23 protein-coding genes are annotated in these 22,876 nt (G+C 61.3%); 9 read left to right on the top strand and 14 right to left on the bottom strand.

The genetic code is table 11. The features are described 5' to 3' along the window. Positions 1-199 precede the first annotated feature (199 nt). Both VC352_RS01805 and VC352_RS01800 read right to left on the bottom strand, forming a co-directional pair. Positions 200-640: an NUDIX hydrolase gene (locus tag VC352_RS01805; protein WP_322977865.1), complete on the bottom strand. Its 441-nt coding sequence runs from the start codon at positions 638-640 to the stop codon at positions 200-202. Positions 641-802: 162 nt separating this feature from the next. After that, positions 803-3,031, bottom strand: a complete 2,229-nt coding sequence (locus tag VC352_RS01800; protein WP_322977864.1) for an NADP-dependent isocitrate dehydrogenase — start codon at positions 3,029-3,031, stop codon at positions 803-805. 359 nt (positions 3,032-3,390) lie between these two features. On the opposite strand from VC352_RS01800, the gene icd reads away from it, so the two are divergent. Then, on the top strand, positions 3,391-4,647 hold the full coding sequence (icd, locus tag VC352_RS01795; protein WP_322977863.1) for an NADP-dependent isocitrate dehydrogenase: 1,257 nt from the start codon (positions 3,391-3,393) through the stop codon (positions 4,645-4,647). A 71-nt stretch (positions 4,648-4,718) separates the two neighbouring features. Here the strand turns inward: icd and cspD are convergent, their stop codons facing one another. Next, positions 4,719-4,988, bottom strand: coding sequence for a cold shock domain-containing protein CspD (cspD, locus tag VC352_RS01790; RefSeq protein WP_322977862.1), 270 nt, complete (start codon positions 4,986-4,988; stop codon positions 4,719-4,721). A 231-nt stretch (positions 4,989-5,219) separates the two neighbouring features. Between cspD and clpS the strand changes: the two genes are divergently transcribed. Together clpS and clpA are read left to right on the top strand one after the other, a co-directional pair. Next, positions 5,220-5,582: an ATP-dependent Clp protease adapter ClpS gene (clpS, locus tag VC352_RS01785; protein ID WP_322977861.1), complete on the top strand. Its 363-nt coding sequence runs from the start codon at positions 5,220-5,222 to the stop codon at positions 5,580-5,582. A 29-nt stretch (positions 5,583-5,611) separates the two neighbouring features. Next, positions 5,612-7,882 carry an ATP-dependent Clp protease ATP-binding subunit ClpA gene (gene clpA / locus VC352_RS01780; protein WP_322977860.1) on the top strand — a complete coding sequence of 757 codons (2,271 nt, stop codon included), beginning with the start codon at positions 5,612-5,614 and terminating at the stop codon, positions 7,880-7,882. Positions 7,883-8,004: 122 nt separating this feature from the next. Here clpA and infA read toward each other — a convergent pair whose 3' ends face one another. The 4 genes from infA to trxB form a co-directional block, all read right to left on the bottom strand. Next, positions 8,005-8,223, bottom strand: a complete 219-nt coding sequence (gene infA / locus VC352_RS01775) for a translation initiation factor IF-1 (RefSeq protein WP_002553999.1) — start codon at positions 8,221-8,223, stop codon at positions 8,005-8,007. Between the two features lie 136 nt (positions 8,224-8,359). Continuing rightward, positions 8,360-9,067 (bottom strand): arginyltransferase, encoded by a 708-nt coding sequence (locus tag VC352_RS01770; protein WP_322977859.1) that lies wholly within the window; start codon positions 9,065-9,067, stop codon positions 8,360-8,362. A 54-nt stretch (positions 9,068-9,121) separates the two neighbouring features. After that, positions 9,122-9,802: a leucyl/phenylalanyl-tRNA--protein transferase gene (aat, locus tag VC352_RS01765; RefSeq protein WP_322977858.1), complete on the bottom strand. Its 681-nt coding sequence runs from the start codon at positions 9,800-9,802 to the stop codon at positions 9,122-9,124. A 49-nt stretch (positions 9,803-9,851) separates the two neighbouring features. Next, positions 9,852-10,802: a thioredoxin-disulfide reductase gene (gene trxB, locus VC352_RS01760; protein ID WP_322977857.1), complete on the bottom strand. Its 951-nt coding sequence runs from the start codon at positions 10,800-10,802 to the stop codon at positions 9,852-9,854. Positions 10,803-10,991: 189 nt separating this feature from the next. Here trxB and ftsK point away from each other — a divergent pair, with 189 nt between their 5' ends. From ftsK to cysG, 6 genes are all read left to right on the top strand, one after another. Then, positions 10,992-13,424, top strand: a complete 2,433-nt coding sequence (gene ftsK / locus VC352_RS01755; protein ID WP_322977856.1) for a DNA translocase FtsK — start codon at positions 10,992-10,994, stop codon at positions 13,422-13,424. Positions 13,425-13,453: 29 nt separating this feature from the next. Then, positions 13,454-14,080, top strand: a complete 627-nt coding sequence (gene lolA / locus VC352_RS01750; protein WP_322977855.1) for an outer membrane lipoprotein chaperone LolA — start codon at positions 13,454-13,456, stop codon at positions 14,078-14,080. 3 nt (positions 14,081-14,083) lie between these two features. Further along, the gene (locus VC352_RS01745) at positions 14,084-15,409 is read left to right on the top strand and encodes a replication-associated recombination protein A (protein ID WP_322977854.1); all 1,326 of its coding nucleotides are present in this window, start codon (positions 14,084-14,086) and stop codon (positions 15,407-15,409) included. After that, positions 15,406-15,786, top strand: a complete 381-nt coding sequence (gene crcB / locus VC352_RS01740; RefSeq protein ID WP_322977853.1) for a fluoride efflux transporter CrcB — start codon at positions 15,406-15,408, stop codon at positions 15,784-15,786. Before VC352_RS01745 ends, crcB begins: the two co-directional genes overlap by 4 nt. Before the next feature lie 79 nt (positions 15,787-15,865). After that, positions 15,866-17,143, top strand: a complete 1,278-nt coding sequence (gene serS, locus VC352_RS01735; protein WP_322977852.1) for a serine--tRNA ligase — start codon at positions 15,866-15,868, stop codon at positions 17,141-17,143. Positions 17,144-17,217: 74 nt separating this feature from the next. Then, on the top strand, positions 17,218-18,606 hold the full coding sequence (gene cysG, locus VC352_RS01730; protein ID WP_322977851.1) for a siroheme synthase CysG: 1,389 nt from the start codon (positions 17,218-17,220) through the stop codon (positions 18,604-18,606). Between the two features lie 43 nt (positions 18,607-18,649). Here cysG and VC352_RS01725 read toward each other — a convergent pair whose 3' ends face one another. The 7 genes from VC352_RS01725 to VC352_RS01695 form a co-directional block, all read right to left on the bottom strand. Next, complete coding sequence (locus VC352_RS01725; protein WP_322977850.1) at positions 18,650-19,648, bottom strand: glutathione S-transferase family protein; 999 nt, start codon at positions 19,646-19,648, stop codon at positions 18,650-18,652. Between the two features lie 87 nt (positions 19,649-19,735). Beyond that, complete coding sequence (locus VC352_RS01720) at positions 19,736-20,719, bottom strand: glycosyl transferase family protein (protein WP_322977849.1); 984 nt, start codon at positions 20,717-20,719, stop codon at positions 19,736-19,738. Further along, on the bottom strand, positions 20,716-21,051 hold the full coding sequence (locus tag VC352_RS01715; protein WP_322977848.1) for a TusE/DsrC/DsvC family sulfur relay protein: 336 nt from the start codon (positions 21,049-21,051) through the stop codon (positions 20,716-20,718). The genes VC352_RS01720 and VC352_RS01715 overlap by 4 nt, the downstream gene beginning before the upstream one ends. Further along, entirely contained in the window at positions 21,048-21,347 is a 300-nt protein-coding gene (tusB, locus tag VC352_RS01710) for a sulfurtransferase complex subunit TusB (protein ID WP_322977847.1), read from the bottom strand. Before tusB ends, VC352_RS01715 begins: the two co-directional genes overlap by 4 nt. Beyond that, the gene (gene tusC / locus VC352_RS01705; RefSeq protein ID WP_322977846.1) at positions 21,347-21,706 is read right to left on the bottom strand and encodes a sulfurtransferase complex subunit TusC; all 360 of its coding nucleotides are present in this window, start codon (positions 21,704-21,706) and stop codon (positions 21,347-21,349) included. The genes tusB and tusC overlap by 1 nt, the downstream gene beginning before the upstream one ends. Beyond that, positions 21,706-22,098, bottom strand: a complete 393-nt coding sequence (tusD, locus tag VC352_RS01700) for a sulfurtransferase complex subunit TusD (RefSeq protein ID WP_322977845.1) — start codon at positions 22,096-22,098, stop codon at positions 21,706-21,708. Before tusD ends, tusC begins: the two co-directional genes overlap by 1 nt. A gap of 109 nt (positions 22,099-22,207) precedes the next feature. Then, entirely contained in the window at positions 22,208-22,876 is a 669-nt protein-coding gene (locus tag VC352_RS01695; RefSeq protein ID WP_322977844.1) for a Bax inhibitor-1/YccA family protein, read from the bottom strand.

Below are 22,876 nucleotides of genomic sequence, written 5' to 3'. Positions count from 1 at the left end.
CCGCCCGTAGGACGTACTCGGCTTTGGCTTCCTGCGTCGCTCTACCTCCTGCATCCATGCAGTCGTCGCGAAGCAGTACGCCGTTGGGTTTGAAGAGCAGCGGACTGTTCACTTCGCTACGAGCGGCCGGCGCTCCGTTCCGCCTGTCATCATCTGGAGCCGGCGAGCACGGCATCCCCGAATTTCATCCGGGCTACGCTTAGTCGCGCAGCAGCTCCAACGACCCGCTGACCCCGGCCAGGTAGTCGTCGACGCAGCGCAACACCAGTTCGCTGCGCCAGCGCTCGGGTTGTGCGGCCAGCTCGTCGCGCGTCAGCCAGGTAATACCGCTGATGTCGCTGTCCAGTTCGCGCTGCGGGTCATGGTGCACCGGGCGGGCAATGAAGCAGACGCGCTGATAAGTCACGCCATTGCTCGGTGCGGTATAGAGGTAGAGGCCGAGCAGGGCGGTCAGCTCGACGTCCCAGCCGGTTTCTTCCAGGGTTTCGCGCAGTGCGGCTTCGCGCAGCGATTCATTGGCTTCCAGATGTCCGGCGGGTTGGTTGAGCACCAGGCGCCCGGCCTTGAATTCCTCGACGAAGAGGAAGCGACCCTGGTCTTCGATGACCGTGGCCACGGTGATATGCGGTTGCCAGTCCATTTTGTCTTTCTCCGAGATTATCTTGGGATGACGTCTGTAGTGGCGAGCCCTGCTCGCGAAAAAACGTCTTCGCGAGCAGGGCTCGCCACTACAAAGATTGTCCTGATCCATAAATAAAGAACCCCGGCGCAAGGCCGGGGTTCTTTCGACACTCAAGCCTGATCAGGCATTCAGTGCAGCCAGAGCGGCGTTGAAGGTGGCGCTTGGGCGCATCACCTTGCTGGTCAGCTCAGGGTTGGAGCGGTAGTAGCCACCGATATCGGCTGGCTTGCCTTGTACGGCGGCCAGTTCGGCAACGATAGCGGCTTCCTGCTCGGTCAGTTGCTTGGCCAGCGGGGCGAAGTGAGCTTTCAGCTCGGCGTCGTCGTTTTGCTCGGCCAGGGCTTGTGCCCAGTACAGCGCCAGGTAGAAGTGGCTGCCGCGGTTATCGATTTCGCCGACCTTGCGCGCCGGGGACTTGTTGTTGTCCAGCAGCTTGCCGGTGGCTTGATCCAGGGTCTTGCCCAGTACCTTGGCTTTGGCGTTGTTGGTCTTGATGCCGGTTTCTTCCAGCGAGACGGCCAGGGCCAGGAACTCGCCCAGGGAATCCCAGCGCAGGTAGTTCTCTTCGACCAGTTGCTGTACGTGCTTGGGTGCCGAACCGCCGGCGCCGGTTTCGTACATGCCGCCGCCCGCCATCAGCGGAACGATGGACAGCATCTTGGCCGAGGTGCCCAGCTCCATGATCGGGAACAGGTCAGTCAGGTAGTCACGCAGCACGTTACCGGTCACCGAGATGGTGTCCTGGCCACGAATCATGCGCTCCATGGAGACGCGGATGGCTTCGTTGTAGCCCATCATGCGGATATCCAGGCCGGTCAGGTCGTAATCCTTGAGGTACAGCTCGACCTTCTTCTGCAGCTCGCGGTCGTGGGCGCGCTCCGGATCCAGCCAGAAGATCGCCGGAGTGTCGGACTGACGGGCGCGGGTAACGGCCAGCTTGACCCAGTCGCGGATCGGCGCGTCCTTGGTCTGGCAGGCACGCCAGATGTCGCCAGCTTCGACTTCGTGCTGCATCAGCACGGTACCGTCGGCAGCTACCACGCGCATGGTGCCGTCGGCGGTCATTTCGAAGGTCTTGTCGTGGGAGCCGTATTCCTCGGCCTTCTGCGCCATCAGGCCGACGTTCGGCACGGTGCCCATGGTGGTCGGATCGAACGCACCGTTGGTTTTGCAGAAGTTGATCATTTCCTGATAGATGCGAGCGTAGGTGCTCTCAGGCATGACGGCCTTGGTGTCTTTCTGCTTGCCGTCCTTGCCCCACATCTGACCGGAGTTACGGATCATCGCCGGCATCGAGGCGTCGACGATGACGTCGCTCGGGATGTGCAGGTTGGTGATGCCCTTGACCGAGTCGACCATGGCCATTTCCGGGCGATGGGCGTAGACCTCGTGGATGTCATGCAGGATTTCTTCCTGCTGGGACGCCGGCAGCGCCTTGATCTTGTCGTAGACGCTGCTGATGCCGTTGTTCGGGTTGACGCCCAGTTCCTTGAACAGGTCGCCGTACTTGTCGAACACGTCCTTGTAGTAAACGCTGACGGCATGACCGAAGACGATCGGGTGGGAGACCTTCATCATGGTCGCCTTGACGTGCAGGGACCACATCACGCCGGTTTCCTTGCAGTCTTGCAGGGTCTTCTCGAAGAAGGCACGCAGCTTGCGGCAGCTCATGAACATGCTGTCGAAGACTTCGCCTTCCTGCAGGGCGAGTTGTTTCTTGACCTCGACCTTGCCGTCCTTGCCAACGAACTCGATGCGCACGTCACCGGCCTTGGCCATGGTGATCGATTGCTCGCTGGAGAAGAAGTCGCCGCCGCGCATGTAGTCGGCGTGGGACTGCGAAGCCATGCTCCACTTGCCCATGCTGTGCGGGTGCTTGCGAGCGTAGGCCTTGACCGCAGCCGGGGCGCGACGGTCGGAGTTGCCTTCACGCAGAACCGGGTTCACGGCGCTGCCCAGGATTTTCGCGTAGCGGGCGCGAACTTCCTTGTCTTCTTCGCTCTGCGGGTCTTCCGGGAAGTTCGGGATGTTGTAGCCCTGAGCCTGCAGTTCGGCGATTGCTGCCTTGAGCTGCGGAACGGAGGCGCTGATGTTGGGCAGCTTGATGATGTTGGCGTCTGGCTGCAGGGTCAGCTCAGCCAGCTTGGCCAGGTCGTCGTCGATGCGCTTGTCGGCATCCAGACGGTCGGCAAAGCTTGCCAGGATGCGTCCAGCAAGAGAGATGTCGCGGGTTTCAACGGAGATGTCGGCCGATGCAGCGAAGGCTTCCACGATGGGCAGAAGCGAATAGGTGGCAAGGGCTGGGGCTTCGTCGGTGAAGGTGTAGATGATCTTCGAAGGGGTGGACATTTAGCGTTAACTCTCTTCTTTGCTGAGCGCGCATAGAAACTCGACCTGCGCGTGTGGCGCGAACTCCAGGGTCATGGAGCCGGGTCGAGGACTCGCCGCGGTGATGTTGGATACACCCGTAGAGTGTCGAACGTTTCGATCCGACGGATGATGGTGTACTCCCGTCGGCTTCAAGAGGCTGCTATCCGGTTCCGGACAGGCCGCCCCTTATGACTCGTTAGTCACCTAAGGAGTATATCACCGCGACACCTCGTCACAGAATGCCCTGCTGAATAAGACCTTTGCAGATGTGTCTGAGGTCTGAGGTTTGCGCTACTCTCGGGAGTGCACACTGTCTAACCACAAGATGGAGTCGAGCAATGGGATACCAGAAGATCCAGGTGCCAGCCAGCGGTGACAAAATCACCGTCAATGCCGATATGTCGCTGAACGTGCCGAACAACCCGATCATTCCTTTCATCGAAGGTGATGGCATCGGTGTCGATATCTCTCCAGTCATGATCAAGGTCGTCGATGCTGCCGTCGAGAAAGCCTACGGCGGTGCTCGCAAGATTTCCTGGATGGAGGTCTATGCCGGTGAGAAGGCTACCCAGGTCTACGACCAGGACACCTGGCTGCCGAAAGAGACCCTCGAGGCGGTGCGCGATTACGTCGTGTCCATCAAGGGGCCGTTGACCACGCCGGTGGGTGGCGGCATTCGCTCGCTTAACGTCGCCCTGCGTCAGGAGCTGGATCTTTACGTCTGCCAGCGCCCGGTGCGTTGGTTCGAGGGCGTGCCCAGCCCGGTGAAAAAGCCGGGTGACGTAGACATGGTGATCTTCCGCGAGAACTCCGAAGACATCTATGCCGGTGTCGAATGGAAAGCCGGCAGCGCGGAGGCTGAAAAGGTCATCAAGTTCCTTACCGAAGAAATGGGCGTCAAGAAGATTCGCTTCACCGATATGTGCGGTATCGGCATCAAGCCTGTGTCCGAAGCCGGCACCAAGCGCCTGGTGCGCAAGGCGCTGCAGTACGCCGTCGACAACGATCGCGACTCGGTGACCCTGGTGCACAAGGGCAACATCATGAAGTTCACCGAGGGTGCCTTTAAAGAGTGGGGCTACGAGATCGCGCGTGACGAGTTCGGCGCCGAGTTGCTCGATGGCGGCCCGTGGATGCAGTTCAAGAATCCACGCACCGGCAAGAACGTCGTGGTCAAGGACGTGATTGCCGACGCCATGCTGCAGCAGATCCTGCTGCGACCGGCCGAGTACGACGTCATCGCCACGCTCAACCTCAACGGTGACTATCTGTCCGACGCCCTGGCTGCTGAGGTGGGCGGCATTGGTATCGCGCCCGGTGCCAACCTGTCCGATTCAGTGGCGATGTTCGAGGCGACTCACGGCACTGCGCCGAAATATGCTGGCCAGGATAAGGTCAATCCCGGCTCGATCATTCTCTCCGCCGAAATGATGTTGCGTCACATGGGCTGGACCGAGGCGGCTGATCTGATTATCAAGGGCACCAACGGGGCTATTGCAGCCAAGACCGTGACCTATGACTTCGAGCGCTTGATGGAGGGGGCGAAGTTGCTGTCCTGCTCCGAATTCGGCGACGCGATGATCGCGCATATGTAACTGCAGGTTGCCGTGGATAAAGAAAGGCCAGTCATACGACTGGCCTTTTTCATGGCGACTGCCAGAGGTGATCAGGCTCCTACCGTGCTCGCGGTGGTCTGCAGCTGTGGCGTGGTCGCTGGCGCTTCCTGTGTCGCAGAGACGGTGCTGATATTGACGGCATGCAATCCCTTGGGCCCCTGCACGATCTCGAAACGAACCGGCTGGCCTGCCTTGAGTGTCTTGTAACCTTCCATATTGATGGCCGAGTAGTGGGCGAACAGGTCCTCATCTCGGCCTTCGGCCAGGATGAATCCATAGCCTTTGGCGTTGTTGAACCACTTGACCTTACCGCTGAGCATGCTGATATCCCTCTGCAAAGGACTCCATCTCTGGAGTATCATCCACTTCAATTCCGCGCAATAACCGATCCGGCTGGGCGAAGGCGTGGAACCCCGATACCCTTGAATAGGGTATTTATTGGTTGTAACACCCTTTTGCCGATAGTCAAGGCTATGCGGCGGATGGCTGAGAACTCAGTCAAACTCCCTCTAGCATCCCCGTTCGTCCAGCCCTGAAACCCTGATTCCAGCATGCATGCAAGTAGCCAGATTCGACTAACATTCAATCAGGATCACCCGGCAGAGCATGAGGATGACTCCTCTGGTATCGCTGTCCAGGAATCCAAGCCAGCGCTCAAGGCACCACCGATGTACAAGGTGGTCTTATTCAATGACGACTACACCCCGATGGATTTCGTCGTCGAAGTACTTGAAACCTTTTTCGGCATGAATCGGGAATTGGCGACCAAGATCATGCTGGCCGTCCATACGGAGGGGCGTGCGGTGTGTGGTGTGTATACGCGCGATATTGCGGAGACCAAGGCAATGCAGGTCAACCAGTACGCACGAGAAAGCCAGCATCCGCTACTCTGTGAAATAGAGAAGGACGGTTAACGCCGGCCACTTGGGTATGAGGTGAAGCTATGTTGAACCGAGAGCTCGAAGTCACCCTCAATCTTGCCTTCAAGGAGGCGCGCGCCAAACGTCATGAATTCATGACGGTCGAGCACCTGCTGCTTGCCTTGCTGGACAATGAGGCGGCTGCCAGCGTATTGCGTGCCTGTGGAGCCAATCTCGACAAGCTGCGCCATGATTTGCAGGAGTTCATCGACTCCACCACGCCGCTGATTCCGCAGCATGATGAAGACCGCGAAACTCAGCCGACGCTGGGTTTCCAGCGCGTGCTGCAGCGTGCGGTATTCCATGTGCAGAGTTCCGGCAAGCGTGAAGTCACCGGCGCCAATGTGCTGGTTGCGATCTTCAGCGAGCAGGAAAGCCAGGCCGTGTTCCTGCTCAAGCAGCAGAGCGTGGCGCGTATTGATGTGGTCAATTTCATTGCTCATGGTATTTCCAAGGTGCCGGGGCATGGTGATCAGCACGAGCATGAGCAGGAAATGCAGGATGAGGAGGGCGGCGAGTCGTCCTCGTCTGCCAACCCGCTCGATGCCTATGCCAGCAATCTGAACGAGCTGGCGCGCCAAGGGCGTATCGATCCACTGGTTGGCCGCGAGCAAGAAGTCGAGCGTGTGGCGCAGATCCTTGCTCGTCGGCGCAAGAACAACCCGTTGCTGGTTGGCGAGGCTGGTGTCGGCAAGACCGCTATTGCCGAGGGGCTGGCCAAGCGCATCGTGGATGAGCAGGTGCCGGATCTGCTGGCTGATAGCGTGGTGTACTCACTTGATCTGGGTGCGCTACTGGCGGGCACCAAGTATCGCGGTGACTTCGAGAAGCGCTTCAAGGCGCTGCTCAATGAGCTGCGCAAGCGCCCCCATGCCATTCTGTTCATCGACGAAATCCACACCATCATCGGTGCCGGCGCGGCCTCGGGTGGGGTCATGGATGCCTCTAACCTGCTCAAGCCACTGCTCTCGTCCGGCGAGATTCGCTGCATTGGCTCCACGACCTTCCAGGAGTTCCGTGGCATCTTCGAGAAGGATCGTGCGCTGGCGCGGCGCTTCCAGAAGGTCGATGTAGTCGAGCCTTCGGTGGAGGACACCGTCGGCATCCTCAAGGGGCTCAAGGCGCGCTTCGAGCAGCACCACCACATCGAGTACAGCGATGAGGCCCTGCGCGCTGCTGCTGAATTGGCGGCACGCTACATCAATGATCGGCACATGCCGGACAAGGCCATCGATGTCATCGACGAAGCGGGCGCCTACCAGCGCCTGCAGCCGGAAGACAAGCGCGTGGCGCGCATCGAGGTTGCACAGGTCGAGGACATCGTCGCCAAGATCGCGCGGATTCCGCCGAAGCACGTTTCCAGCTCCGACAAGGAATTGCTGCGCAACCTCGAGCGCGATCTGAAGCTGACGGTGTTTGGTCAGGACGCCGCGATCGATTCGCTGTCCACGGCCATCAAGCTCTCCCGGGCCGGCCTCAAGGCACCGGACAAGCCGGTGGGTTCGTTCCTCTTCGCCGGGCCGACTGGCGTCGGCAAGACCGAAGCCGCTCGTCAGTTGGCCAAGGCGCTGGGTATCGAGCTGGTGCGCTTCGACATGTCCGAATACATGGAGCGCCACACCGTCTCGCGCCTGATCGGCGCGCCGCCCGGCTACGTCGGCTTCGATCAGGGTGGTTTGCTCACCGAGGCAATCACCAAGCAGCCGCACTGCGTGCTGTTGCTCGATGAAATCGAGAAGGCGCACCCGGAAGTCTTCAACCTGCTGCTGCAGGTCATGGATCATGGCACGCTGACTGATAACAACGGGCGCAAGGCGGACTTCCGCAACGTGATCCTGATCATGACCACCAACGCGGGCGCTGAGACTGCCTCGCGTGCGTCGATCGGCTTCACTCAGCAGGATCACTCCACCGATGCCATGGAAGTCATCAAGAAGAGCTTCACGCCGGAGTTCCGCAACCGCCTGGACACCATCATCCAGTTCGGCCGCCTGAGTCACGAAGTGATCAAGAGCATCGTCGACAAGTTCCTCACCGAGTTGCAGGCGCAACTGGAGGACAAGCGCGTCACGCTGGAAGTCAGCGGTGCAGCGCGCAGCTGGCTGGCCGAGCGCGGTTACGATGTGCAGATGGGGGCTCGACCGATGGCGCGCTTGATTCAGGACAAGATCAAGCGTCCGCTGGCGGAGGAGATTCTGTTCGGCGAGCTGGCCGAGCATGGCGGTGTGGTACACATCGACATCAAGGATGGCGAGCCGAGTTTCGAGTTCGAAACGGCGGCCGAGCTGGCCTGATGCTGGGGAGTTGTGGAGCGGCGTCCATGGGTCGCCGCTTACGCTCTTGTCGAACGGTAGGATTAATCCACGCGAACGAAAACGCCCGGCAAATGCCGGGCGTTTCGTATCTGGCGCTTGGCTTAGCGGGCGCGGTAGGTGATGCGGCCCTTGCTCAAGTCGTACGGCGTCAGTTCGACGCGTACTTTGTCACCAGTCAGAATGCGGATGTAATTCTTGCGCATCTTTCCGGAGATGTGCGCGGTAACGACATGCCCATTTTCCAACTCCACGCGGAACATGGTGTTGGGCAGGGTGTCGACGACAGTGCCTTCCATTTCGAAGCTGTCTTCTTTCGACATGCAGTAAAGCCCTCGGTGTCCAGGAAATGGCCCGGCGCGACTGGCCCCAGGCAAAAGCGGCGTGCATTGTGCCCGAAAACAGTGGTCTGCGCCAAGTGGCTTGGGTTTGCTTGCACGAGAGCGTGCAGGCAGCGCGCTAAGTCAGGAGCGTCCAGCGCTGATTGACGAACAGTTCTATCGGGCGGTACTGGGTCTTGTAGTTCATCTTGCGACAGTTCTTGATCCAGTAGCCCAGATAGACGGCATCAAGGCCAAGACGTTCAGTTTCTTCGATCTGCCAGAGAATGGCGAAGCGCCCAAGGCTGCGCTGTTCCTCGTCGGGATCGTAGAAGGTGTATACGGCTGACAGGCCATTGGGCAGGACATCGGTCACGGCGATCGCTACCAGTCGCTCCCCGAGGCGGAACTCATAAAAGCGCGAGAAAGACAGGTCGCGCACCAGGAAGGTCGAGAACTGATCACGGCTGGGCGGATACATGTCGCCGTCGGCATGGCGCTGTTCGATGTAGCGGGCATAGAGCTGGTAGTACTCCTCACTGAAGACTGGTCGCACGGGACGTACGCTGATGTCCTGGTTGCGCTTGAGGATGCGCCGCTGCTGGCGATTGGGGGTGAACAGGGCGGCGGGGATGCGCGCCGGGATGCAGGCGGTGCACTGCTGGCAGTGCGGGCGATACAGGTGGTCACCGCTGCGCCGAAAGCCCATGTCGGAAAGCTCGGCGTACACCTGCACATCCATGGGCTGGCTGGGGTCGAGAAACAGGGTGGTCGCCTGCTCCTCGGGCAGATAGCTGCACGGATGGGGCTGAGTCGCATAGAACTTCAGGCGGGCGAGCTCGGTCATGGCGGTGTCTCGAGAGGGCCTGATAAAGAGTGTATGTCAGGGTTGCCAGATCGACTAGGTAAGCCAGTTCGCCAGACTGGGCTGATCCAGGTAGCGTTGCAAATACTCGGCGAAACTGGCGCGTGCAATCGCTCGGGCGCCGAAGCTGTGCAGATGCTGTGTCGGCATTTGGCAGTCGATCAAGGTGAAGCCCCATTCCTGCAGCTTGCTGACGAGTGTCACGAAGCCCACCTTGGACGCGTTGTCGGCGCGGCTGAACATGGACTCACCAAAGAACAGTCGCCCCATTGCCAGGCCGTAGAGCCCGCCGACCAGTTCGTCGCCTTGCCAGACCTCGACGGAGTGAGCGATACCCTGTTCGTACAGTTCGATGTAGGCGCTCTGCATCGGCGTGGTAATCCAGGTGCCGTCGGTGTAGCTGCGAGGTGCAGCGCAAGCGCGGATGACGGCAGTGAAGTCCTGGTCGAAGGTGACGCGGTAACGCTGCTGGCGCAGCACTTTGCCAAGGCTGCGCGATACGTGCAGCTCGTCGGGAAAAAGAACGGTGCGGGGATCCGGCGACCACCAGAGAATCGGCTGGCCGTCCTGAAACCATGGGAAGCAGCCGTGGCGATAGGCTTGTACGAGGCGCGCCGCACTGAGATCGCCGCCGGCAGCGAGCAGGCCATTGGGCTCGCACATGGCTTTGGCCAGGGGCGGGAAATCCAGTGAGTCGCGTTGCAGCCAGGTCAGCATGCGTCAGGGCTCGGAAGAGGGGAGGGCGGACGGTGTCCGCCCTGGGGTGTCAAAGATCTTCGAGGAATTTCTCGACATCCAGTGCGGCCATGCAGCCAGCGCCGGCCGAGGTGATGGCCTGACGATAGACGTGGTCGGCCACGTCACCAGCTGCGAATACACCTTCGATGCTGGTGGCCGTGGCATTGCCTTCGCTGCCACCCTTGATCTTCAGGTAGCCGTCATGCATATCCAGTTGGCCGACGAATAGCTCGGTATTGGGTTTGTGGCCGATGGCGATGAAAACACCTGCCAGCGGTAGCTCCTGGGTGCTGCCGTCCATGGTGCTCTTCAGTCGTACGCCGGTGACACCGCTCTGATCACCCAGCACTTCGTCCAGGGTCTGATTCCAGTGCAGGCGCACGTTGCCGTTGGCGGCCTTGTCGAACAGCTTGTCCTGCAGGATCTTCTCCGAGCGCAGCTTGTCGCGGCGATGCACGAGGTGAACTTCCTTGGCGATGTTCGACAGGTACAGTGCTTCTTCCACGGCAGTGTTGCCGCCGCCGATAACGGCGACCACCTGGTTGCGATAGAAGAAGCCATCGCAAGTGGCGCAGGCCGATACGCCCTTGCCCGCGAAGGCTTCCTCGGACGGCAGGCCCAGGTACTGGGCACTGGCGCCGGTGGCTATGATCAGCGCATCGCAGCTGTAGGTGCCGCTATCGCCCTTGAGTACGAAGGGGCGCGCTTGCAACTCGGCGGTGTGAATGTGGTCGTAGATGATCTCGGTGTCGAAGCGTTCTGCGTGCTTCTGCATGCGCTCCATCAAGGCCGGGCCGGTCAGGCCTTCGACATCGCCAGGCCAGTTGTCCACTTCGGTGGTGGTGGTGAGCTGGCCGCCGGGCTGGATGCCGGTGATGATCACAGGCTTGAGATTGGCGCGGGCCGCATAAACGGCAGCGCTATAACCGGCAGGGCCGGAGCCCAGGATAATCAGGCGGGAATGCTTGACGTCGCTCATAAAAAACCCCCATAAGCCTTTGTCACAAAAGAGAATGCATGCTCCAATTGAGCCGCATGGAAGCTGCTGCCGGCTATGCTACACCGAAGGAACGCGGCTGCGGGAGCGCAGCAGCATGTCGATAACGGTGTCGGTTCTGGCAGCGCACGGGCAAACCCGTACAATACCCGCTCTGTGCGGTAACCATCGATGGACGCGCCAAGAGCGCAGGATACGGCTGTTTTGAAGAATTCCACCTCCCAGAATCCGGATTGGCGCCTGAAACTTCAGTACCGACTGAAGGAGGGCGCCCTGATCGCCCTGGCGGCGTTGTGTCTGTACGTACTGATGACGCTGGTGACCTACAGCGTGTCGGATCCCGCCTGGGATAACAGCGTGCAAGTCCAGCACATCCTCAATGCGGGCGGGAGCATCGGCGCCTGGCTGTCCAGCGCGCTCTTCGGCGCGCTGGGCTATTTCGCCTACATCTTCCCGTTGCTGCTGGGCACCAAGACCTGGCAGGTGTTTCGCACGCGCAACCAGCCTTGGCAGTGGAATGGCTGGCTATTTTCCTGGCACAGCATCGGCCTGGTGTTCCTGATCCTTTCCGGTGCCGTGCTGGCACATATTCATTTCGATCCGGCTGCCGGGATGCAAGGCTCTGGCGGCGGCATGCTGGGCGCCAGCCTGGGCGAGCTGGCGAAAGAGGCACTCAACGTCGAGGGCAGCACGCTGCTGTTCCTGGCCTTGTTTCTCTTCGGTTTGACCGTCTTTACCGATCTGTCCTGGTTCAAGGTCATGGATCTTACCGGCAAGATCACGCTGGATTTGATCGAGCTGGTGCACGGCATGATCAGCGGCTGGTGGAGTTCGCGCAGCGAGCGCAAGCAGATGGTGGCGCAGCTGCGCGAGCTGGATGAGCGTGTTATCGAGGTGGCAGCGCCCGTCGTTCCGGATCGTCGCGAGCAGGCCAAGGTCAAGGAGCGCCTGCTCGAGCGTGAAGAATCACTGAGCAAGCACATGAGCGAGCGCGACAAGCGTCCGGCTCCGGTGATCACCCCGCCAGCCCCGCCGAAACCGGCCGAGCCGAGCAAGCGCGTACTCAAGGAAAAGCAGGCGCCGCTGTTCGTCGATACGGCTATCGAAGGCAGCCTACCGCCGATTTCCATCCTCGATGTGGCCGAAAAGAAGCAGAAGCAGTTTTCCCCGGAATCCCTGGAGGCCATGTCGCGCCTGCTGGAGATCAAACTCAAGGAATTCGGTGTCGACGTGGTGGTCGAGTCGGTACATCCGGGCCCAGTGATCACCCGTTTCGAAATTCAGCCCGCCGCCGGTGTGAAGGTCAGTCGCATTTCCAACCTGGCCAAGGATCTGGCGCGCTCGATGGCCATGGTCAGCGTGCGCGTGGTCGAGGTGATTCCCGGCAAGACCACGGTGGGCATCGAGGTGCCCAACGAGGATCGACAGATCGTGCGCTTCTCCGAGGTGTTGTCCTCCAGCGAATACGACGACGCCAAGTCGCCGGTCACCCTGGCGCTGGGCCACGATATCGGTGGCCGCCCGGTAATCGCCGATCTGGCCAAGATGCCGCACCTGCTGGTCGCCGGTACCACCGGCTCCGGTAAGTCGGTGGGCGTCAACGCCATGATCCTGTCGGTACTGTTCAAGTCCACGCCGGAAGAGGCGCGGATGATCATGATCGACCCGAAGATGCTCGAACTGTCGATCTATGAAGGCATTCCGCACCTGCTCTGCCCCGTGGTCACCGACATGAAGGAAGCGGCCAACGCGCTGCGCTGGTCGGTCGCCGAAATGGAGCGTCGCTACAAGCTGATGGCGGCGATGGGGGTGCGTAACCTGGCGGGCTTCAACCGTAAGGTGAAGGACGCCATCGAGGCCGGCGCGCCGCTGCATGATCCGCTGTACAAGCGCGAGTCGATGGATGACGAGCCGCCGCATCTGAAAACGCTGCCGACCATCGTCGTTGTCGTCGACGAGTTCGCCGACATGATGATGATCGTCGGCAAGAAGGTCGAAGAGCTGATCGCGCGTATCGCACAGAAGGCGCGGGCGGCCGGCATTCACCTGATCCTCGCTACCCAGCGCCCGTCGGTGGATGTGATCACCGGTCTGATCAAGGCCAACATCCCGACACGTATGGCCTTCCAGGTATCGAGCAAGATCGATTCGCGCACCATCCTCGATCAGGGCGGCGCCGAACAACTGCTCGGCCACGGCGATATGCTCTACCTGCCACCGGGTACCGGTCTGCCGATTCGGGTGCATGGTGCTTTCGTCTCCGACGATGAGGTTCATCGCGTGGTCGAGGCCTGGAAGCAACGTGGTGCGCCGGACTACATCGAAGACATCCTCGCCGGTGCCGAAGAGAGTGGCAGCGGCTTCGAAGGGGGTGGCAGCGGTGAGGGGAGTGAGGGCAGTGAGGAAGATCCGCTCTACGACGAGGCCGTCAACTTCGTGCTGGAAAGCCGCCGCGCGTCCATTTCCGCCGTACAACGCAAACTCAAGATCGGTTACAACCGCGCAGCGCGAATGATCGAGGCCATGGAGATGGCTGGCGTGGTAACCCCGATGAACACCAATGGCTCGCGCGAAGTGATCGCGCCCGGGCCATCCCGCGATTGATCCTCTTACGGACTGACGAGGTTTTTTATATGCGATTTATCCGCCTGCTGATGCTGGCTGCCCTGAGCTTTACCCTGCTGCCGGCGCATGCCGACGAAGATGCAGCGACCCAGCGTCTGACCGAGTTGCTCAGTCAAGCCAAGACCATCAGTGCCCGTTTCTCTCAACTGACGCTCGATGCCAGCGGTACCCAGCTGCAGGAAACTGCCGGCCAGCTCGTGCTCAAACGCCCAGGGCTGTTCCGCTGGCATACCGACCAGCCGATGGAGCAGTTGCTGGTTTCCAATGGTCAGAAGGTCTGGCTGTATGACCCGGATCTGCAACAGGTCACCATTCAGACGCTCGACCAGCGCCTGACTCACACCCCGGCGCTGTTGTTGTCCGGCGATGTATCGCAGATTCGCGAGAACTTCGACATCGAGTACAAGGAAGGCGGCAACGTGGTCGACTTCATCCTCAAGCCCAAGGCCAAGGACAGCCTGTTCGATAGCCTGCGCCTGTCGTTCCGCAATCGTGTACTCAATGACATGCAACTGATCGACAGCATCGGTCAGCGCACCAACATCCTGTTCCTCAATGTGAAGATGAACGAGCCGGTCGAGGATCACCTGTTCACCTTCGACATTCCGGAAGGCGCGGACGTCATTCAGGAGTAAGCCGTGGATCTGTTCGGCCGCCAACCTGTCGCGCAGCCTCTGGCTGCGCGTTTGCGTGCGACCAGCCTGGACGAATACGTCGGTCAGGAGCACGTGCTGGGACCGGGCAAACCGCTGCGCGAGGCGCTGGAGCAGGGCGCCTTGCATTCGATGATCTTCTGGGGGCCGCCTGGCGTCGGCAAGACCACCCTGGCGCGCCTGCTGGCCAAGGTCACCGATGCGCATTTCGAGACCATTTCCGCCGTCCTGTCCGGGGTGAAGGAAATTCGCCAGGCTGTCGAAGTGGCTCAGCAGCACGCCGCTCAGTACGGCCGACGCACCATTCTTTTCGTCGACGAAGTTCACCGCTTCAACAAGAGCCAGCAGGACGCCTTTCTGCCCTATGTGGAAGACGGCACGTTGATCTTCATCGGCGCCACCACAGAAAACCCCTCGTTCGAGCTGAACAATGCGCTGCTGTCGCGCGCCCGCGTCTATGTGCTGAAGAGCCTCGACGAGGCGGCCATGCGCAAGCTGGTCAATCGTGCCCTGAGTGATCCGAAGGGCCTTGGCGAGCGTCATCTCAGCCTGCCAGATGAGGCCTTCCAGATTCTTCTGGCTGCCGCCGATGGCGATGGCCGGCGTCTGCTCAATTTCCTCGAGAATGCTGCCGACCTGGCCGAGGATGGCGGTGAGATCGGCGTGGCGTCGCTGCAAAACCTGCTGGGCGATAGTCGCCGCCGGTTCGACAAGGGCGGCGAAGCCTTCTACGACCAGATCAGTGCGCTGCACAAGTCTGTGCGCGGCTCCAACCCCGATGGTGCGCTGTACTGGCTGGCGCGCATGCTCGACGGCGGCTGCGATCCGGCCTATATCTGCCGACGTATCGTCGCCATGGCCAGCGAGGACATCGGTAATGCCGACCCGCGAGCGTTGCCGCTGTGCCTGGCTGCCTGGGATGCGGTCAAGCGCCTGGGCAGCCCAGAGGGCGATCTTGCGCTGGCTCAGGCGGTGACCTACCTCGCCTGCGCGGCCAAGAGCAATGCCGTTTACCTGGGTATCAAGGCTGCCAAGCGGGATGTCGCCGAGTTCGGCTCGCTGGAGGTGCCACTGCACCTGCGCAATGCACCGACCAAGCTGATGCAGCAGCTCGGCTATGGCGAGGAATACCGATACGCCCACGATGAGCCCAATGCCTATGCTGCCGGTGAAGTGTATTTCCCCGATGAAATGGAGCCGCGAGAGTATTACCAACCGGTACCACGAGGCTTGGAATCGAAGATTCGCGAGAAGCTCAAACATCTGCGCAGCCTAGATACCAGCAGCCCAAGACAAAGGAGAAAACCATGATTCGTGTCGCGCTTGCCGTTGCCGCTGGTGGCGCTTTCGGTTCCGTACTGCGTTTCCTGGCCGCCAGTTGGGTGGCGGGCAATTGGCCGCGCCATTTCTATCTGGGCACGCTGGCAGTGAATATCCTGGGCTGCCTGCTGATCGGCCTGCTGTCGGGGCTGTTCCTGACGCGCACCGACCTGCCCCTGGAGCTACGCACCGGGCTGATCACCGGCGTGCTGGGCGGCTTCACCACCTTTTCCTCGTTCAGCCTGGAAATCATGAAGCTGCTGGAAGGCGGCCGCGCCCCGGAGGCCATGGGTTATCTGGCATTCAGCATCCTGGGCGGTCTGCTCGCAGCCTGGGCCGGTTTGAGCCTGGCTCGATTGGCGTCCTGACCCGCTAAGGCTTTACACTCCACCACCCGCGCCAGCTGGCTGGCCGTACTCTTTTTCGCCGATGTATTGAGACCCGAACATGCTCGATTCCAAACTCGTCCGCACGCAACTCACTGAAATTGCCGAGCGCCTTGCCACGCGCGGCTTCGCCCTCGACGTCGCCCGCTTCGAGGCTCTGGAGAGTCAGCGCAAGTCGGTACAGGTGCGTACCGAGCAGTTGCAGGCCGAGCGCAACAGCCGCTCCAAATCCATTGGCCAGGCCAAGGCCCGCGGTGAGGACATTGCGCCGCTATTGGCCGATGTCGACCGCATGGGTAACGAGCTGGACGAGGCCAAGCGCGAGCTGGACGGCATCCAGGCCGAGCTCGATCACCTGATGCTGACCATCCCCAACCTGCCGCACGAGTCGGTGCCGGTGGGCGAGGATGAAGAAGGCAACGTCGAGGTGCGTCGCTGGGGCACCCCGCGTGCCTTCGATTTCGAGATCAAGGATCACGTCGCCCTGGGCGAGCAGCATGGCTGGCTGGACTTCGAGACTGCCGCCAAGCTGTCCGGCGCACGCTTCGCGCTGCTGCGCGGGCCGATCGCTCGCCTGCACCGCGCCCTGGCGCAGTTCATGATCAACCTGCACACCGCCGAGCACGGCTACGAAGAAGCCTACACCCCGTACCTGGTACAGGCCCCGGCGCTGATGGGCACTGGCCAGTTGCCGAAGTTCGAGGAAGACCTGTTCAAGATCACCCGCGAAGGTGAGGCCGACTTCTACCTGATCCCGACGGCTGAGGTTTCGCTGACCAACATCGTTGCCGGCGAGATCCTCGACGCCAAGCAACTGCCACTCAAGTTCGTCGCCCATACGCCCTGCTTCCGCAGCGAGGCGGGTGCGTCCGGGCGTGACACCCGCGGCATGATTCGTCAGCATCAGTTCGACAAGGTCGAGATGGTGCAGATCGTCGAGCCGAGCAAATCCTACGAGGCGCTGGAAGGTCTGACTGCCAACGCCGAGCGTGTGCTGCAGGCGCTGGAACTGCCGTATCGCGTTCTCTCCCTGTGCACCGGCGACATGGGCTTTGGCGCGACCAAGACCTACGACCTGGAAGTCTGGGTGCCAAGCCAGGACAAATACCGCGAGATTTCCTCCTGCTCCAACTGTGGCGACTTCCAGGCGCGCCGCATGCAGGCGCGCTACCGCAACCCGGAAACCGGCAAGACCGAGCTGGTGCATACCCTCAACGGTTCCGGCCTGGCGGTTGGCCGCACTCTGGTGGCGGTATTGGAGAACTACCAGCAAGCCGACGGCAGCATCCGCGTGCCGGAAGTGCTCAAGCCCTACATGGGCGGTATCGACGTCATCTAACTACGGCCGCGAGCTGCAAGCCCCAAGCTGCAACATGAGCTTGAAGCTTGTGGCTTGCAGCGCGAGGCTGCTTCATGGAATTTCTTCCGCTATTTCACAAGCTCAAAGAGCGCCCGGTGCTGGTCGTCGGCGGTGGCGAGGTTGCGCTGCGCAAAGCGCGCCTGCTGGCCGAGGCCGGCGCGCAACTGCGCGTCGTGGCGCCCGATATCCGCAGCGAACTGCAGGCCATGGCCGGCGAGCAGGGTATGTTCCTGCGCGGTTACCAGACCGATGATCTGCAGGGCATTGGGCTGGTCATCGCCGCCACCGACGATGAGCCACTCAATGCGCGGATCTCTGCTGAAGCACAGGCGCTGGGCATCCCGGTCAACGTGGTCGACGCGCCGGCGCTGTGCAGCGTGATCTTCCCGGCCATCGTCGACCGTTCCCCGCTGATCGTTGCCGTCAGCAGCGGTGGCGATGCCCCGGTACTGGCTCGCCTGATCCGCGCCAAGATCGAAACCTGGATTCCGGCCACCTATGGTCAATTGGCCAACCTAGGCAAGCGTTTCCGCGAGCGGGTCAAGCTGATGTTTCCGGATGTGCAGCAGCGCCGCGTGTTCTGGGAAGACGTATTCCAGGGGGCGATTGCCGAGAGCGTATTCGCCGGCAAGCCTGCCGAAGGCGAGCGGCTGCTCGAAGAACGTCTGGCCGGTGCTGCGCCACGTGCGCTGGGTGAGGTTTATCTGGTGGGCGCCGGCCCCGGCGATCCGGATCTGCTGACCTTTCGCGCCCTGCGTCTGATGCAACAGGCCGATGTAGTGCTCTACGACCGCCTCGTGGCGGCGCCGATCATCGACCTGTGCCGTCGTGATGCCGAACGCATCTATGTCGGCAAGCGTCGCGCTGACCATGCCGTGCCGCAGGAGCAGATCAACCAGTTGCTGATCGACCTGGCCCGTGAAGGCAAACGTGTATTGCGCCTCAAGGGCGGCGATCCGTTCATCTTCGGCCGCGGCGGGGAAGAGATCGAGCAATTGGCCGCCGAAGGCATCCCTTTCCAGGTTGTGCCTGGTATCACCGCGGCCTCGGGCTGTGCCGCCTACGCCGGTATTCCACTGACGCATCGCGATCATGCCCAGTCCGTGCGCTTCGTCACCGGCCACCTCAAGGATGGCAGCAGCAACCTGCCGTGGAAGGATCTGGTGGCGCCTGGGCAGACCCTGGTGTTCTACATGGGACTGGTCGGCCTGCCAGACATCTGCGCACAACTGATCGCCCATGGTCGCGATGCTGAAACACCTGCAGCGCTGGTGCAGCAGGGCACCACGCAAAATCAGCGCGTGTTCACTGGTAGTCTGGCAACCCTGTCGGCGCTGGTCGCCGAGCATGAAGTGCACGCACCAACTCTGGTGATCGTCGGTGAGGTCGTAACCTTGCGTGACAAGCTCGCCTGGTTCGAGGGTTTGCAGGCCGACGTCTGAGCGGGTTGCCGATGGATGAGGCCGTCATCCATCGGCGCGACGTTTATGCCTGATAAACGACTTTGCCCGGTAGCCGCTGGCGATGATGTGTGCGGTGAAAATCCAGCTTCGGCCCTTTGGGGATGATCCCCGTCGGGTTGATGGTGGCGTGGCTGGCGTAGTAGTGGCCTTTGATGTGGGTGAAGTCCACAGTCTCGGCGATACCCGGCCACTGATACAGCTCGCGCAGCCAGTTGGCGAGATTGCCGTAGTCCTCAAGGCGGCGCAGGTTGCACTTGAAGTGCCCATGGTAGACGGCATCGAAGCGAATCAGCGTGGTGAACAGGCGAATGTCGGCTTCGGTCAGGTATTCGCCAGCCAGGTAGCGTTGATCGCCGAGCAGGGCGTCGAGCTCGTCCAGGGCCACAAACAGCTCGTCGAAGGCTTCTTCGTAGGCCGCTTGAGTAGTGGCGAAGCCTGCGCGGTAGACGCCATTGTTCACCGCCGGATAGATGCGCTCATTGAGCTGCTCGATACGCTCGCGCAGCGGCTTCGGGTAGAAATCCAGGTTATTGCCGGTCAGGCCATCGAACGCCGAGTTGAACATGCGGATGATCTCCGCCGATTCGTTGCTGACGATGCGTTGCTGCTGTTTGTCCCACACGAGCGGTACGGTTACGCGGCCAGTGTACTGGGCGTCATCGGCGGTGTAGCGCTGGTGTAGATAGTCGAAGCCGTCCAGAGCGTCGCCGCTGGAGCCATGAGCGGGATCGAACGTCCAGCCTTGCTCGCGCATCAGCCAACTGACCACGGAGACATCGATCAAGCTTTCCAGGCCCTTGAGCTTGCGCAGGATCAGCGTGCGATGCGCCCAGGGGCAGGCGAGGGAAACGTACAGGTGGTAGCGACCGGCTTCGGCCTTGAAACCCGCCTCACCACTGGGCCCGGCTGCGCCGTCGGCGGTGATCCAGTTGCGGCGCTGGGCATTTTCCCGCTGGAAACGACCGCTCTTGCCGGTGTCATACCACTGGTCACGCCACTGTCCTTCGATCAGCAAGCCCATTTCGCGTACCTCTTTCTAGCAAATGAGCCTGCAGTCTATCGTGATCGTTTCGATGGATAGGTGGAAAAAGCCGTACTAAATAAATAGTTATTTCGATCTATCTCGTTCGATCCAGCGTTTTTCCGCTTCGGCGAAGGCCTGCGCTCTGGGCAGCCCGAGGGCGCGCAAGGCTAGGGCCATGGTTGCCAGAATGGCCAGGCGGCCATAGGCGTCCTCGCTCTCACCGCGCCACACGGCCAGCAGTTGGGCGGGCTGCAGGCTCTCCGGTTTGACGTGGCGTTGCGGCGACAGGGCTGGCCATTCCTCGTCCCAGGCGATGCCATCCTGCGTGCCGAAAAGTTGAGTCGTGGCATCCGGATTGACCTCGATCTCTCCACCTTCGCCCTTGATGACGATGGCGGGATCGCCCAGCAGGCGACTGGCCTCGCGGTGCACGGCCTGGTAGCCAGGGTGGAAAATGCTCTGCAAACCGCAGCGCGCGGAGAGCGGATTGATCACGCGGGCCAGTGAGTGGATGGGCGAGCGCAGGCCGAGGGTGTTGCGCAGGTCGATCATGCGTTGCAGCGGCGGCAGCCAGTCGCCGAGATAGGCAAACACCAGATTGTGCTGATCGAGCGCAGTCGATGCGGCTGGCCAGTCACGGGCTCTGGCGATGCCGAGCGTGTCGAGCAGTTGTTCGGTATAGAGCCGGCCAGCGGTGTGGGCGCCGCCGCCGTGCATGAAGATGCGCACGCCGCTGCCCGCCAGCGCTTTGGCTGCCAACAGATACCAGGGGAGATGGCGTTTCTTGCCGGCATAGCTTGGCCAGTCCAGATCAACGGCGATGGGCGGCGCAGCGAGCTGCTGGCGGATCGCGTCGGTGAAGCCGGCCAGCTCCTCGGCACTTTCCTCCTTGTGTCGCAGCAACATGAGGAAGGCGCCGAGCTGGGTGTCTTCGACCTTGCCCGCGAGTAGTTGGGTCATGGCCTCGCGGGCTTCTTCGCGGGTCAGGCCGCGCGCGCCGCGTTTGCCTTTGCCAAGAATCCGCACGTACTGAGCGAAAGGATGTTCTGCGGGCGTGATCAGGTTCATAGGCAATTGGTCGGTTTCGGCAGGCCGGCGAGCTTCGCCGCGAGTTTGGCTGGGGTGCCGTTGAACAGGCGATTGAGGTGCAGGCTGTTGCCTTTCTCCGGGCCGAGCTTGAGCGCCACGTATTTGATCAATGGACGGTTGGCCGGTGACAGCTGAAATTCGGCATAGAAGGCGCGCAGCAGATCGAGGATTTCCCAGTGCTCCGCGCTCAGTTGCAGGCCTTCCGCTGCGGCAAGTGCCTCGGCTACGGGGTGTGACCAGTCCTGCAGATCGATCAGGTAGCCGTCCTTGTCCAGGGCGATATCACGTCCGGCGACGTTGAGTGTGCTCATAGCCAACTGTTGACCTTGTCATAACGAGTGCAGAGCTCGACGAATTGCGCATAGTCCACCACCAGGGCGCGCTCGGGCGCCTGCAGGGCGCGTGCGGCGAGGTCTTCGTCCAGTGCGTAGAGCGCGACATTGCCGGGCATCCCTTGCAGCGCTTGCAGATGGGCGGTGCCGGACTGCAGCGCGTAGACCGCATCGCCCGTGAGCAGTAGGGCATCGCCTGCCCCCAGCAAACGCAGGCAACTGCTCAGGCGACTATCGGTGAACGGCGAATGAGAGAGAATGTGCAGGATGGCCATCAGATCGTGATCACCTGGTCATAGCGGTCGAGTAGGGCGGTCAGCGCGCTGTCGTCGAGCCGCTGTACCGCCAGATTCAGTTCGGCATCACCCAGGCCACGCTCGCTCAGGCTGTACTGGCTGGCGTAGAGCGACTCGACGCCGAACATCGGCAGCGCCTGCAGGTTGGCGCCGAGGTCTTTTTGCTGCAGTTGCCCAGGCTGTTGCCCGGCAATGAGCTGGAATATCCCATCATCGAGAAACAGCAGGCCGATGGGCAGGTCGAAGGCGCCGCCGGCCAGGGCGATGTCCAGTGCCTCACGTGCGCCCGGGCCGCTCCAGGGCGCCTGGCGACTGATGATCAATAGGGACTTGCTCATCAATGACCTCCGAAGCAGATCAGCCGATCGGCCTGTTGCGTGGCCTCATGCAATTGCCCGAGGCCGGAAAGCTCCCAGGGTGCATGCAGGTTGGCGGCGGGGCGGGCATAGCGCTGGGCCTCCGCGTCATCGAGCACGCCACGTCGCAGTGCAGCGGCGATGCACACCACGGCATCCAGATCATTGTGGGTGACGAATTCGCGCCACTCCCGGGTCAGATCCAGTTCGTCCTGAGGCGCGACCACATTACTGGCAGCACTGTGTACGCCGTCCTGGTAGAAGAACAGGCGGACGATCTCGTGGCCACCGGTGATGACCGTCTCGGCAAAGCGCAGAGCACGTCGCGAGGCGGGGGCGTGAGGAGGGGAGAACAAGGCGATGGCGAACTTCATGGCAAATCCGGTACGGAAAACAGCGCCATGATAAGCCCGATAGCGGCTCGGGAAAAATCACACGCATGAAAAAGCCCGCCGAGGCGGGCTTCAGGACATCGCGGGCCGATCAGTCGTCGCCGCTCATGATGCCGAAGATCTGCAACAGGCTGACGAACAGGTTGTAGATGGAGACGTACAGGCTGATGGTGGCCATGATGTAGTTGCGCTCACCACCATGGATGATGGCGCTGGTCTGGAACAGGATGCACACCGAGGAGAACAGTACGAAACCAGCGCTGATCGCCAGTTGCAGACCGCTGATCTGGAAGAAGAAGCTGGCCACCACGGCACCGAGCAGGACGAAGAAGCCCGCAGTGATGAAGCCGCTGAGGAAGCTCATGTCCTTGCGGGTGGTGAGCACGTAGGCAGACAAGCCGAAGAACACCAGTGCGGTCATGGAGAACGCCGAGCTGATGACTTCCGCGCCATTGGCCATGCCCAGGTAGCGGTTGAGGATCGGGCCCAGCGTGTAGCCCATGAAGCCGGTAAGGGCGAGGGTGGATACCAGGCCCCAGGCCGAGTCACGCAGCTTGTAGGTCAGGAAGAACAGGCCGTAGAAACCAGCCAGCAAGACGATGATGTTCGGGTAGGGGGCGTTCGCACGCTGGCTGAGGAAGGCAACCAGGCCGCTGAACGCAAGAGTGATGGCCAGCAGACCGTAGGTGTTGCGCAACACCTTGCTGACCTCCAGTTGCTGGGCCTGCGAATGGTTCAGTGCATAGTCTTGCTCTTGCAT

Source organism: Pseudomonas sp. C11, assembly GCF_034683865.1.
In the GTDB taxonomy this organism is placed as follows: Bacteria; Pseudomonadota; Gammaproteobacteria; order Pseudomonadales; family Pseudomonadaceae; genus Aquipseudomonas.
This window is presented reverse-complemented; position numbering and strand designations above follow the sequence as displayed.